This window comes from Sphaerospermopsis reniformis (genome assembly GCF_005402885.1).
Taxonomy (GTDB): domain Bacteria; phylum Cyanobacteriota; class Cyanobacteriia; order Cyanobacteriales; family Nostocaceae; genus Sphaerospermopsis; species Sphaerospermopsis kisseleviana.
Map to the genome: position 1 here is coordinate 1 of NZ_BJCE01000043.1, position 14,026 is coordinate 14,026.

A 14,026-nucleotide genomic window follows, 5' to 3' on the forward strand; every position below is an offset into this window, starting at 1 on the left:
TGGGGCAATTCATATTGACTATAGAAAAATCAAAGTCCCTGTAATTGGCTGGCTAAAAACTTATGAAATTCTCCCGACAGGATATAAACCGAAATCTGTCACCATAAGTAAACAAGCTGATAAGTGGCCATGTCTGCCGACAGGCAGGTTTATCTCTTGGAAAATAGAAATAGGGTTTGCTGAAAAAGTTATCTGTGAGGGCTAGGAGTATGGCTAACGCCACGCTTACTTCGACTGCGCTCTTTGAGGATCATAGCACCTAAAACCAGGCGCAATTTTAATTTTCATCATCCTCAATCCCTTGATTTATCTAGGTTTTACATTTATTCAGCATCCCCGAAATAGAAAAGCTAACAGCAGTTAGCGGTCAGCCGTAAAACCCTTTTAGTGCAAGGCTCTGTGATGAAAATTTTTATCTTATTTACCTACAATATGCTGTATTACTAATTAACAATGAATAATAACCAACTACCAATTATTAATCACCAATCGCCAATCATAAGGAAGAAACTGTGAAAATTTTAACTAACCACAGCACTATTTTAGTAGTTGACGACAATCCTATTAATTTAAAACTTCTGGATTATACCTTGAGTGCCGCAGGATATAACGTCAAAATGGAAGCAAATGGACTAAATGTGATACAGAAAGTTGATGATATTATGCCTAATTTAATTCTGCTAGATATTATGTTGCCTGATATTAGCGGATTTGAAATTTGTGAGCAACTTCAAGCCGATCCTCGCACGCAGTCGATCCCGATAATTTTTATGACTGCTCTGGCTGATACTATGGATAAGGTGAAAGGTTTAAGTCTAGGTGCTGTTGATTATATTACTAAGCCCTTTCAAAAAGAAGAATTACTAGCCCGTGTACGTACGCATTTACATTTACAGAGTTTAATTACATCTTTAGAACGGCAAAACCAGGAACTCAGACAACTGACACAACGTAATGAGGACTTAGAACAGAGAGTGGCAGAACGAACAGCAGAATTACAAGCAGCACTAGAAAAAGAAAAAGAATTAAGCCAATTGAAATCTCGGTTTATTACAATGGCATCCCACGAGTTTCGTACACCTTTAGCCATTATTTCTTCATCATCGGGTATTTTGCAAAAATTTAGCGATCGCCTGAGTGCAGAAAGAAAAGAGCAACATTTCCAAACCATCCAAAACACCATTAAGCATATAACCCAAATACTGGATGATGTACTGATGATTAACCGCGCCGAATCCGAGAAAATAGAATTACATTTAGAAGCATCAGATATTATCGCTTTCTGTCGTCATCTCAAAGAAGAAATCGAAACTACGAGTAACCAACATACAATTAATTTCTATTTAGATTTAGGCGAGGAAATTATGGAAAATTATCTGATTATTCAGTTTGATGAAAAAATTTTACGGCAAATTCTCACCAATCTCCTGACTAATGCTATTAAGTATTCTCCGTCTCACAATTTGGTTAATTTTAGTTTGACTAAAAACAATAATCAAATATTATTTAAAATTAGCGATCGCGGCATTGGTATTCCTGAAGCAGATCAAGCTAATTTATTTGAACCTTTTCACCGAGCATCTAACGTTGGTACAATTGTAGGAACTGGTTTAGGGCTGGCCATAGTCAAAAAATGTGTGGATCTGCACCAAGGGAAAATTAACGTAGAAAGTCGTGCGGGAGAAGGAACAACATTTACAGTTAGTCTTCCTTTTTTCAAAGGATAATTAATATCACGTCTAGTTAAACAATTAACATATCTGTTGAGGCTGGTAATTGGTAATTGATAATTGGTAAGTAGGTAGGCACAAAAAAACCAAACTATGTAAAGCAGGACTTACACAAAAAATAACGAAATTAGGGGTAATTCATGAATTACCCCTACGCAAAAATCATGTTTGTAGCCCAATCTGGCGTAATTACTATCAAGATAAGTAAGTAAGTTGCTGGGAAAAAACAGAAGTATGTAACAAAGAATAAATTAATCAAAAACCTCTTGCCTCTTGCCTGTCATCAGGACAATTTTTAGCGCCCACCTACTTATTAATTGTCAATTATCCATTATCAATTGATCATAATGTTATTATCACTGGGGAAGCATAATTTTAATAATAGTTTCTGCTCCTGGTATACTCTCAATTAAAAACTTTCCTCCATGCAGTTCCACTAACCTCTTAGCAATTGATAATCCCAGTCCAGAACCTTGTTGTTCATACATTTTACGTTCAAACTGGACATAAGCCCCAACTCTAGAAATTTGCTCTTTGGTCATTCCTCTGCCGTAGTCAATCACATATAAATGATAGGAATTATTACTGCTATAGCCGATAATTTTTACTGGTGTATTAGGTAGAGAAAATTTCAAAGCATTATCAATTATTTCCTCAGCAATTTTACTGAGTCTGACAGGAGAAACTTTGACTATTGCATCAGATATTTCTATACTCAAATCTGCTGTTCTATGTGCTTTTTCAGCAATTTGTACAGCTACATTTTCCATAGTTGATTTGACAAAACTTTTGACTCCATTATTACGAAGCCGTTCCACTTTTTCTGGATCAGATGCTATTAATTCCAAGTCTGCATACATCAGGAAGTTAATAGTTAGTCTATGTAACCTCAGAGCAGCTTGATGAATGGATCCTAAAATTTCCAGATTTTCATGGGAAAGGTTTTCCTCAAGCATCAATAAATTTGAGAATCCTAAAATATGATTCAGAGGAGTATTGATTTCATGGGGAAGTGAATGACTGATAGAACTGCTTAAATCATTTAATTTTTTTTGAGTTCGTTCATCTACTATTGCTTGTTTATCCAATCGAGTATTAATTGCTTGTAGTAATTCATCTGGATGAAAAGGCTTAGTTAGGTAATCATCTGCACCAAGTTCCATCCCTCGACGTAAATCTGATTTATCCGCTCTAGCAGTTAAGAAAATTAAAGGAATGGTTGCAGTAGAAAAATCCTGACGAAGTTGAGTTAAGACACTATAGCCATCTAACTCGGGCATCATCAAATCACAAATAATTAAATCAGGATGTTTATCTTTAGCCAATTGCACACCCTGTAAGCCATTTTCTGCAATTAGTGTATCAAACTCTGAGAGTTCTAAAATTTCTTGGATATTGTTTCTGATTTCAACTTCATCTTCAATAATTAAAATGTTTTTCATTTTTTGTTTCCCTGATATTATTTGGTAGATGGATTAAAAATAAGGATAACAACTCAGATTGCCTTTTGCTTTAATCTTGATACTTGATTATGACTAATTGTAAGCTATTTGCGCTTCGTGATAAATGAGGAATAACTGACTTAATATAATTTAGCTGATCCTACTGTCCACTTAGAAAGTCTTACCGTAGATATACTTACAGTATATCAGTAGGTTGCAGGGATTGAAGGGATTGAATATTCAACTTACACAAGTTAGGACTTACGCAATATTGTACTAAAAATATTGTACTAAAAATATTGTACTAAAAATATTGTACTAACAACCTGATTCTTGGGTAGGGGTAATTCATGAATTACCCCTACTTTCCTTCTATTTTGCATAAGTCCTGCAACTGTGAATGTGAACAATTTACGAACAATTTACGAACAATTTACAGTCCAATAATTTTCACATCTTCAACCGGACTAGGGCTAAAAATAATAGAATTAATGACTAATATAATATCTGCCAAAAATGCTTATGAGAATTTCGTTTTTTAGGTTTTTGCTAACTTCTCTGTGGTTGATGGTTGCCTTTTTAGCTACAAATTTGCAAAATAGGAATACAGTTTTAGCGGAAGCACCCCCAGAAGTTTCTCAATTAGTTAATGGTAAACAGATTAATGTTAGTAAATCTGAATTTGGAGTGAGAATAGTAGACTCCCAAGGTAAAGCTAATTTTTTTCCCACCACCAAAGTACCTTTAAAAAAAGGTGATGCTTATGGTTGGAGAATGACACTACAAAATTACCAGGGTAAAGTCAAATGGCGGGAAGTTTTACGTTTACCAAAAGCCCCAGAAACTTGGGCTACACCGGAGAAGGATGAGAATTTTTCCCTATCTGCGGATGGTAGTACAGCCATCACAACGCGGACGCAAACAGTTAAAAATGGTGTGATTGAAAATTACTGGAAAATCGCTCCTGGTGATCCTCTTGGTAAACACAGAATAGAAGTTTATGTTGATGATCGTCTGATTTCTATTTTTGAATTTGAAACTGTAGAATTTTAACATTTCTCGTTCCCATATTCTGTATTTTCTCGTTCCCATACTCTGTATGGGAATGAATTATAGAAGGCTCTGCCTTCAATAAAAAAACAGAGGCAGAGCCTCTGTAATAGCATTCCCAGTCTGAGACTGGGAACGAGATCAAAGAAAATAGGGTTTTTATTCTTCGTCTAATTCCATTTCTTCTTCATCATCTTCTTCATTAGATTTAGAAACAGAATTAGCAGAAACTACTGCGCCTTGATCTAATTTCCCGCGGACTTGTTCTTTAATTTTTTCTGCAAAATCTGGTTTTTCTTCTAGATATTTAATGGCGTTATCTCGACCTTGGGAAATGTTATCACCGTTGTAACTGTACCACGCACCTTTCCGCAGTAAAATGCCGGTTTCTTCTGCTAAGTCCACTAAACAACCAAGGGTAGAAACTCCTTTACCAAAGATAATGTCAAATTCGGCAATTCTAAAGGGTGGTGCAACTTTATTTTTGGCAACTTTCACTTTTACTCTATTACCAAATTCATCAGAACCTTTTTTCAAGGTTTGAATTCTGCGAATATCTAGACGCACGGAAGCGTAAAATTTCAACGCATTACCGCCCGTTGTGGTTTCTGGACTACCGTAGGTGACACCGATTTTTTGCCGTAATTGGTTAATAAATATAACTGTGCAACCAGATTTACCAATATTACCTGTAATTTTCCGTAAGGCTTGGCTCATCAATCGTGCTTGTAAACCTACGTGAGCATCACCCATATCACCTTCGATTTCCGCACGGGGTACTAGGGCGGCTACGGAGTCAATGACAACTATATCAACGGCGGCGGAACGTACTAACTGATCAACGATTTCTAAACCTGCTTCACCAGTATCCGGTTGGGAAACCAGTAAATTTTCAATATCTACACCTAGTGCAGCTGCGTAGGTGGGATCTAATGCGTGTTCTGCATCTACGAAAGCAGCTATGCCGCCATTTTTTTGTATTTCTGCGATCGCATGAAGAGCTACTGTAGTTTTACCAGAACTTTCCGGTCCATAAATCTCAATCACCCTTCCCTTGGGTAAACCACCACCCAAAGCTAAATCCAGTGTTAGCGCCCCTGTGGAAATTGTTTCTACACGCATCCGGGTAGCATCACCCAAGCGCATAATTGCCCCTTTACCAAAGCTGCGCTCAATCTGGTTGAGTACCATATTCAGTGCTTTTTGCTTGCCAGTATCCGCTGTGTTGGTTGCCATTAGAGCCTCTAAATATAGGATTTAAGAAAGTTGCGTTGGGTTCTTGATTGGAACAGATATACTATTTTAACCGGAAAAAGTGCAATTGGTAAGGTGTGGGAAAAAAGTTTTATGGGAGGAGTCAGGAGTGGTAGGGGCGAAGCATTCGGGCGACTAATTATAAATTTTTGTCCAAGCCTATTTTCCGAATGCTTCGCCCGTACAGGAGTCAGGAGAAAGATAAATATTTCCTGTTTCCCCAATCACCAGTCCCCAGTCCCCTATCACCAATCACCAATCACCAGTTACCAATTCCCAATTTAATACTGTGGCACAGAAGGATCTACTTCCAAACTCCAAGCATTAATGCCACCTTTAACGTTAGTTCCCACTATACCCGCTTCTTTGAGAATAGCCAGAGCTTTGGCAGAACGTCCACCCATTTTACAATGGGCAATTAAACGGTGTCCGTTAAGTAATTCTTTTACCTGAGTAACACCATCACCATTTTCAATCTCTGGCAATGGTACTAAGACAGAACCAGGAATTTTCGCAATTTCATACTCGTGGGGGTTGCGTACATCCAACAGGACAAAATCTTGCGCCCCGCTATCAATTAATGCTTTTAATTCCGTAACGGTCATTTCTTGAATGTCCATTTGTTGCTTCGCTTCTGCTGCTTTTGCTTGGGGAATACCACAAAATTCTTCGTAGTCAATCAGTTTTTCAATTACCGGACGGATGGGGTTAGGACGTAATTTCAACTCTCGGAATTTCATATCCAAAGCGTTGTACAACATTAAACGCCCACTGAGAGTAGTACCTTTACCAATAATAATTTTTACCGTTTCTGTCGCTTGGATCACACCAATAATTCCCGGTAAAATTCCTAACACTCCACCTTCTGCACAGGAAGGGACCATTCCTGGTGGTGGTGGTTCGGGGTATAAATCACGATAGTTAGGACCACCTTCGTAGTTAAAGACGGTTGCTTGTCCTTCAAAACGGAAGATTGAACCGTAAACGTTAGGTTTGTTTAATAATACGCAAGCGTCGTTAACTAAATAGCGTGTGGGGAAGTTGTCAGTTCCATCAACGACGACATCATAAGGACGAATGATATCTAAAGCGTTTTCCGCACTGAGACGAGTTTCGTATAAGTCAACCTGACAATAGGGGTTAATTTCGTGAATGCGGTCTTTTGCGGATTCAATTTTGGGTTTACCTACCCAGGATGTGCCGTGGATAACTTGACGTTGCAAGTTGGAAAAATCAACCACATCAAAGTCAACAATACCGATGCGCCCAATACCTGCGGCTGCTAAGTATAACAGCAATGGCGAACCAAGTCCACCAGTACCTATACATAATACACTGGCAGCTTTGAGGCGTTTTTGTCCTTCTAGACCCACTTCGGGCAAGATTAAATGGCGGGAGTAGCGTTCGTAGTCGTCTTTCGTTAACTGGATTTCATCCAGATTAGGATTTAGCATAGTAAGAAAATGCAGAATCTCAGAGTATTAATATTAACTCAAAGTTGGTTCAGTTTATGAGTTCTATTTTTTTGGCTGGGGGAATTATATCACGTTGGGGACTGGGAAGGGGGCGATCGCACTTTTTGCGGTTAAATTATATTAGCTCACGCAAAGACGCAGAGAGTAAAAGAGTGGTTAATTTATTAAAATATTAAAAATTTTATTAAAAATTTACTATCCGCTGAATTATGTAAATAAAAATCACGATTTTAGTTAAGTATGTTGCTTTGTTGACATGAAATGTAATAACATGGAAAAAATTAAATTTTGGCTAAATTTCGTTTTAAGTTCAAAGTTTTAAGTTCAAAGTTTTAAGTTCAAAAAAGCACCAGGATTAATTTAATTCAGCAATTAGCAGGAAATAAAATATGAGTGGCAGAAAAACTTTTAACGTCACTGCTGGTATTTCTACTGAATCACAACCAGGATTGTTTGATGGTATCACCTCAGCATTGCAAGCTTACCAAGAACGGAAACGGCAAGAAAGAGAAGCAGCTATCAAAAGGGAACAAAATATACAACAAAAAATTACTCAAATTCGCGCAAAAAGTCGCTCTGGTGCGGTAAAAAAGATGATTATTGCAGAACCTGAAGAAGTGAAATCAAGTATAACCAAAGTAACAATAGATGCTGAAGTCAAGCAAGCTTTGTCTCAAGATGCACAAAGACAGGTGCAGAGTTTACTGAGGCAATTACCGAGTATTCAGTCAGAATATCAAATTTTGGTAGATCAAGAATTATTAGATGCTGTAAGTGTTCAACAAGCTATTCAGAAAACAGAAATAGCATTACAGAATCATAATTTAACTGAAGCTCAGAGATACTTACAAGTATTAGATGATGCTCGGATTCAGGCAACTCAACAGATGAAAAGTGAGGTGACAGCACAGCTTGATTTTATACAATCAAGATTAGCAAATTTAGAGTCTCGTCTTCCTGAAAGTGTCACTCAACAATTACAAACTAAAATTAATGTTATGTGTAATAGTTGGCACAGTCTTAGGGATGAAGACATAGCAACCATACATGAAGAAATTAGTAATTATGAGTCGCAAATTGAGCAAATTCAAACTGCGGCGGATAATTTAGTAGCATCTTGGCAGCAAGTTGGTTATACTGCCCAAATTTGTGCAATTGATGACGGTGATGTCATTATAGAAATTGAAACCCATGAGGGGGCAAATACTCAAATGCGGATACAGTTTGATGGTCAACAAATTGACTTAGCAGGTCCCCATGATCAAGAAGGTGAGTCTTCCTGTGCTAATCGTACTTTTGATGTGATTCAACTGTTTCAACAGCAAGGTTATCAGGTGGAATGGAGCGAATGGAATGGTGAACCTGTTGATCAGGAATGGCGTAATTTGGATATGAGAATTATGTCAGTGAAAACTACTACAGAATTTTATCAAGCTGATACATCTGAACGCCGTTCAGAAAGTCAGGGATATTAATTGAATAGTTAAATTAAATAGTTAAATTAAATAGTTAAAATTATGACACAACCTCTATTAGTAAATATAGCCGATTGGTTGCCCCGGTCCTCTGCCAATGGTCCAGGACATCGCATGGTGATTTGGGTGCAAGGTTGTCCTTTTCGCTGTGTGGGTTGTCAAAATCCCGACTATTTGGAATTTAAGTTAAATCAGGTGGTGACAGTTGAGCAAATTTGGCAAAAATTCCAACAATTACCAGATTTAGCAGGTATTTCTATTTCTGGCGGTGAACCATTCGCTCAAGCGGTGGCTTTGGCAGATTTAGCGCGTCGAGTGCAATCTGTGGGTAAAACGGTACTTTGTTGGACAGGGTATCAATTAGAACGATTACAATTAAATAATATTCCTGGTAGCCAAGAGTTCTTAAATCATATAGATTTATTAATAGATGGCTTGTTTATACAACAGCAAATTAGTAATCAACCACTAAGAGGTTCAAATAATCAAACATTGCATTTTTTATCTGGTAGAATTGTAGAGGCTGATGTGGTGAATATACCTCGTCAGGAGTGGGTATTAGGTTCAGATACTTTAACGTATACGGGTTTTCCCGTGGAATATCCGCAAGTTGATCAGGGGGGAGTAGAAACTAGATGAGTATTGTAGTGATAGGCGATCGCGCAACTGGTAAAACCAGCATGGTGCGAGCATTGGCAGAAAATGGCAAATATGTACAAATAGCCGATGGGCAAATATTGGCGAGGGACTTGTATAATCCAGACACCAAGGAAATCGCAGGTACAGATCAATTAAACACCAGAACATTAAACATGGAGGTAGATTTACCAGCGACTGGTGCAAGACAACTAAATATTTTATGGATAGATACCCCTGGAGAATTTTGGAGTAACCCCCAACTAAGAAGAGATTTTCCCTCTGCTTGGCAAGCAATGGAAGATAAAGTTAGACAAAGTAAAGCAGTAATTTTAATCTTACCTCCTCACCAAAGTCTTGTATCTAGCACTCGGATAAATTTAGCTCCTGATTATTTACAACCAACAGCAATGAATCCTTTACCTAATGCTGATCAATGGGTGAATGGTTTACAGAACTGGTTTGACTTTTTACAACAAAATTGCCAACGAGTCAAACACATAATTATTGCCCTGCATAAAGCGGATTTATTTTGTGATGTGGAATCAGAAGGAAAAACTTGGAGATATAAGCCAGATCGAGGAGGTGCAGCACTGTGGTATGAATATAGTGATCATGTAGTTGACGCATATTTTGGGGTAGCAAATCAAGTAATTCGTAAATACAAAAGTACAGAAATTGGTTCTCGGACAAACTTCTTTATTACTACTACTGAAAATCAAGAATTACTAGAATTACCTTGGTTGTATCTTGCTCCTTATCTGATCCATAGATTCTGATATTATCAATAATTTCAATACAATAATTTTATGACTCAAAGTACAGTCCTGAAACTTAAAAAACAATCTATAGGCAATGATATTAGAATCATTGGCTCACGTAAATCTGGAAAAACCACTTATTTAGCTTCACTATTAAGGCTACCCGATGAGTTAAAAAAACAATTTCCGGGTTTGAAAATTATCCCAGCATCCGATGATGCTGAGGAACTGATTGGTGCAGCTAAAAATATTTTAGAACAAGGTGCAGTTTTTACGGGTAATGATATTGGTAATGAACCATATTTTTCTTTTGAAATTCAAATCCCAGCTAGTAAAAATTCACCAGGAATTACATTAAATTTAGCTGTCAAGGATTATGCAGGAGAAACATTTGAATGTGCTGCTTACCCCAGTAGAGCATCTGAGTTTGCAGAATATTTAGAAGATTGGTTAACCTCCCCAAGTTGGATGATTATGCTCACAGATTGGGAAGCTACCAATGATCAAAAAATCTATGCACCTGCTTTATATAAACTCTTGACAGAATTATCTGAGCAAGCTGGAGTGAATGAAACTTTAAATAATTTGAGAGTAGCAGTAGTGATGAGTAAATGTGAACGAGGGGAAATTTGGCCTTGTCGTTTAGATGCTGAAGAAGATTTATTTAAAGTTCGTTTGCAGGAAACCTATAAAGTTTTGAAAGAGAAATTGCCACCTGACAGATTACGTTTTTTTGCCTGTTCTTCCTTTGGGATAATGAGCGATCGCTTGGGAGAACATGATCCTCGTCCTAATCGTTATATACCCGATGATGGCAGTTCCGCCGAGTTCAGCGCCTATTTACGAGATAAGGATGCGTGGAAACCCTTTGGTTTAATTTCCCCACTTTATTGGTTAAGCACAGGGAGGGTATTCCATGACGAACGCCTCTAATCTTCCCCTTGACATCGGTGGAAACCAGGATTTCCGGGTTATTGGTCCCCGTCGTTCTGGCAAAACAGCTTTTATGGCTGCCTTAGCTCGTTGGCCAAATGCTAAATCAGACAGTCCCATTGTTTCCGTTGATCCTTATAACGATGAAGCTGGGGAATTAATTAATATAGCTCAGGACATTTTAGAAGATGGAAAAGAATTAGCAGGTACAGATTATGGTAGTGGAGACGCTGAGAACTTACCAACATACACCTTACTAATTACCTTAAAAGCTAAATTTCTCAATCATCCTCTCCCAGCTTTAAGAAATCAACCGATCAGATTACGAGTATCCTGTCGAGAATATTCAGGAGAACTGATCAAAGAGTTAAAGAATATTGCCAACCCTAGCTCACATTTGGTTAGTTATTTAGATGATTGTGCCACTGCGTCGGGGTTATTGATACTCATAGATAGCACTGCTACCAAAACATCTGATAAAGAATATGCTCAAGCATTGGAGAATTTACAAAGAGAATTAAATGAACGATTAAGTATTAATAATGGAGGATTACAGAACTACCGAATAGCTGTAGTATTTACTAAATGTGAACAACCTCCAGCTTCAGGTTATTGGCAGAATATAGACACTTTCCTGGGCTTAAAATTTCCCAATGTTAAAACTACATTAAACAAATGGCGTAATAATTGGGGATGTTCTACAAATTACTTTTTTTGTTCTACCTTTGGTATAAAAGGAACACCACCAAGACCAAATTTCAGGAAAAAAAGTAGAGATGCGGGTGGAACTTATGGAGTAATTGATAAACCAGGAGTATGGCGACCTTTAGGTTTAGTTGCGCCTTTATATTGGTTAGCAACGGGTAAGGAAGATAATCAATTAAGAGATATCAAATAAGAGAAATTGAGGAGAAGATAAAATGACAGGTATTCCCATTTACCAATTTTGTAGAGCATTTGATAACGTCCGTTGGTCAGATGTATATCAACGTTATGTATCTGGTGGTTATGCTTTTGAAAAAATCACTCGTTGGAATCGAGAAGTTCCTGAAGAAATTCGTCAAGTAGTGATTAATGGTTATTTTGCTCTGAATGATAATTATCCACCAGAAGAAGATGATTTTGCTTTGATTGCGAGAGAAATAAATGATAAATATGCGGTTTTAGCTGTTGCTAATAGACAACTAGATGATGGTGGTCGTCCTACTATCGGGTATAAATATTTTTGGTTAGAAAAATCATCTCCAGATGTTGATGGTATCTTAACTCTAATATCTTGGTGGAGTGATCAACAAGAGCCGAAGCCGAAGTTTAAGATGGAGGAATTGGTTGAGTCATCATCACCACAAATATTTTACTATCGTCAAGAATATCCAAAAACGCACTTTAAAGAACCTTCTTTACAAGAAACTTTGAAAACAGTCGAAAAATTACAATTAATTCCTCATACTGTTGTAGCAACAAAACAGGAATGGCATGAAAGACCTGAATACATAAAACTACACTATTTAGCTTTAGGCCTTAGTTTTCGCGCTAAATATTCTAATGCTTGGGCTTGGTCTAATGCTTGGGCTTGGAATGTAAATAAAATAGCATCTCCAGAGAGTTTTTTAGCTATCTTTTACACTACTCAAGAGGATATACCTAAGAATCTTCGTCAACATCACTTAATACCAGTACAACAAAATAATTATAATAATGTACCAAATAATAATCAAATTATTGGTTCAGGACAGCGAGAAAATCCCACACCTTTACCTACAAAAATACCTAGTCAAATACCACCAGCAATTGAGAGACAGATTAAATCTTGTTTAGGTTTAGTTAGTTTAGCTAATAGATTAAGTCTTAATAAAAAAATTGAGGAATTATTTGGTTATATAAAAGATCATTCAGATGCAGATTGGACTAATTGTATAGATAGAAGAACTTTAAAAAACGCATCTATATCTGACAGTTACCCACAATTAATATACCTTATCGCACCTAATGATAAATCATCTGAAAAATGGCTATTAGATATGGTAAATTCCTTGGAGATTGAAACTAAAAAAACATCTCCGTTTGAAGCTTTTAGGGAAAAAGTAATAAATTTACTAAGTGTACCACAAGATGATGAACCTGCAAATTTTCAACAAATTTTGTTAGAAGCTAGTTATAATTATTCAGATGTTAAAGTCAGACAGAAATTAGAAGATGCTATATATTATGGCATTTCTTTTTTGCTAGATAAAATAATACACCCAGATCAAAGAATTGATAGCAATGGATCTAAAATATTAGCTCAAAAAATTGATTATTTGTTAACCCAATCTCAAAGCATTTGGCAAGATTATTTCCAAAAATATGCAGAAATTGTTGCTAAAATAACTTTAGATGAAAACCATGAAGAAGCTAATAATTACCCATCAGTGATAAATTTCTGGCAACAAATTTTAGATATTATACCGAATCTAAAAAATATTCATGAACAGAATAGACGTTCTTATTATGGAAACTATAAGAGTTTAGCTATTATCTTTAGTAAAACACAACAAAAAGATTTATCTGAATTTCTGTATCGCATGAGTGGAAATATTGGGAGGGACATTCCCCCAGAAATTCGGAATAGTCTTTCCCCAGACATCAGATCACGTTTATTTGGTGTACCAAATCAAACAATGTTGGGACAAGTATATTTCACTCAATCAATTCATCATCATAATAATACAGGAGATGGTGGTGGTAAAGCTATATTCGGATTTTTATTTTTTTTAGCTGGTACTCTCATTTTTTTTAATTTTATTAAACACTGGCCAGCACTGATTATACCTCGTGTATTAACATATTTAATATTCACAATTACTGCTATTACATTAACAGGTAATCCACTTAAAATAAGGTATTTCAATATACAAGCTGCTTTTAGTTTTATATATATTTTTGTAGCAGTTGCATTTTTAGTAGGAAGTTTTGACATCCAAGCAATATTAAAAAAACAAAGTTGTTCAAATGTAAATGTTATGGAAAGTTATGAAAATTTTGAAAAATGCTATGAATATACTCAAGAAACACAACGAATTAAAATTATGACTAATTTTGTTCCTAATGACTCAGAAAATAAATTTGAACAAGCTAAATTAGCTAATAGATATATTTTAGAAAGCACTGACAAAAAGATGTTTGATGAAAGGAAGAAAAAATTAGAATTTTGTAAATCAACAAAATACACTTTGTATGGTGAATGTGTAACAGCTAAGGATAGAGATTTTACCAGTTACTAAATCACTA

Annotated in this window: 13 protein-coding genes and 2 pseudogenes; 12 read left to right on the forward strand and 3 right to left on the reverse strand. The window is 36.4% G+C overall.

Annotated elements, in window-relative coordinates:
• From FFR48_RS08550 to FFR48_RS30535, 3 genes and pseudogenes are all read left to right on the forward strand, one after another.
• A pseudogene (locus tag FFR48_RS08550) lies at positions 1–205 on the forward strand (hypothetical protein); the annotation flags it as partial.
• Positions 206–512: 307 nt separating this feature from the next.
• Positions 513–887 (forward strand): annotated as a pseudogene (locus tag FFR48_RS30530) (response regulator); the annotation flags it as partial.
• Between the two features lie 87 nt (positions 888–974).
• Positions 975–1,727, forward strand: a complete 753-nt coding sequence (locus FFR48_RS30535; RefSeq protein WP_371851435.1) for a sensor histidine kinase — start codon at positions 975–977, stop codon at positions 1,725–1,727.
• Between the two features lie 359 nt (positions 1,728–2,086).
• Here FFR48_RS30535 and FFR48_RS08560 read toward each other — a convergent pair whose 3' ends face one another.
• Positions 2,087–3,172 carry a hybrid sensor histidine kinase/response regulator gene (locus tag FFR48_RS08560; protein ID WP_137667071.1) on the reverse strand — a complete coding sequence of 362 codons (1,086 nt, stop codon included), beginning with the start codon at positions 3,170–3,172 and terminating at the stop codon, positions 2,087–2,089.
• A gap of 522 nt (positions 3,173–3,694) precedes the next feature.
• On the opposite strand from FFR48_RS08560, the gene FFR48_RS08565 reads away from it, so the two are divergent.
• Positions 3,695–4,225, forward strand: coding sequence for a PM0630 family protein (locus tag FFR48_RS08565; protein WP_096566443.1), 531 nt, complete (start codon positions 3,695–3,697; stop codon positions 4,223–4,225).
• A 156-nt stretch (positions 4,226–4,381) separates the two neighbouring features.
• Here the strand turns inward: FFR48_RS08565 and recA are convergent, their stop codons facing one another.
• Positions 4,382–5,458, reverse strand: coding sequence for a recombinase RecA (gene recA / locus FFR48_RS08570; protein WP_096566445.1), 1,077 nt, complete (start codon positions 5,456–5,458; stop codon positions 4,382–4,384).
• Positions 5,459–5,488: 30 nt separating this feature from the next.
• On the opposite strand from recA, the gene FFR48_RS08575 reads away from it, so the two are divergent.
• Complete coding sequence (locus FFR48_RS08575) at positions 5,489–5,761, forward strand: hypothetical protein (RefSeq protein WP_137667072.1); 273 nt, start codon at positions 5,489–5,491, stop codon at positions 5,759–5,761.
• Here the strand turns inward: FFR48_RS08575 and moeB are convergent.
• On the reverse strand, positions 5,758–6,930 hold the full coding sequence (gene moeB, locus FFR48_RS08580) for a molybdopterin-synthase adenylyltransferase MoeB (protein WP_096566447.1): 1,173 nt from the start codon (positions 6,928–6,930) through the stop codon (positions 5,758–5,760). The two genes, FFR48_RS08575 and moeB, sit on opposite strands and share 4 nt — an antisense overlap.
• 56 nt (positions 6,931–6,986) lie before the next feature.
• Here moeB and FFR48_RS08585 point away from each other — a divergent pair, with 56 nt between their 5' ends.
• From FFR48_RS08585 to FFR48_RS08615, 7 genes are all read left to right on the forward strand, one after another.
• Positions 6,987–7,127, forward strand: a complete 141-nt coding sequence (locus tag FFR48_RS08585) for a hypothetical protein (RefSeq protein ID WP_162501862.1) — start codon at positions 6,987–6,989, stop codon at positions 7,125–7,127.
• 213 nt (positions 7,128–7,340) lie between these two features.
• Complete coding sequence (locus tag FFR48_RS08590; protein WP_137667073.1) at positions 7,341–8,426, forward strand: GumC domain-containing protein; 1,086 nt, start codon at positions 7,341–7,343, stop codon at positions 8,424–8,426.
• A gap of 42 nt (positions 8,427–8,468) precedes the next feature.
• Positions 8,469–9,065 (forward strand): 4Fe-4S single cluster domain-containing protein, encoded by a 597-nt coding sequence (locus tag FFR48_RS08595; RefSeq protein WP_137667074.1) that lies wholly within the window; start codon positions 8,469–8,471, stop codon positions 9,063–9,065.
• Positions 9,062–9,841 (forward strand): hypothetical protein, encoded by a 780-nt coding sequence (locus tag FFR48_RS08600; protein ID WP_137667075.1) that lies wholly within the window; start codon positions 9,062–9,064, stop codon positions 9,839–9,841. Before FFR48_RS08595 ends, FFR48_RS08600 begins: the two co-directional genes overlap by 4 nt.
• A 30-nt stretch (positions 9,842–9,871) precedes the next feature.
• On the forward strand, positions 9,872–10,756 hold the full coding sequence (locus tag FFR48_RS08605) for a TRAFAC clade GTPase domain-containing protein (protein ID WP_137667076.1): 885 nt from the start codon (positions 9,872–9,874) through the stop codon (positions 10,754–10,756).
• Positions 10,740–11,654, forward strand: coding sequence for a hypothetical protein (locus FFR48_RS08610; protein WP_137667077.1), 915 nt, complete (start codon positions 10,740–10,742; stop codon positions 11,652–11,654). The genes FFR48_RS08605 and FFR48_RS08610 overlap by 17 nt, the downstream gene beginning before the upstream one ends.
• A 22-nt stretch (positions 11,655–11,676) precedes the next feature.
• On the forward strand, positions 11,677–14,019 hold the full coding sequence (locus FFR48_RS08615; protein ID WP_137667078.1) for a hypothetical protein: 2,343 nt from the start codon (positions 11,677–11,679) through the stop codon (positions 14,017–14,019).
• Positions 14,020–14,026: the final 7 nt, after the last annotated feature.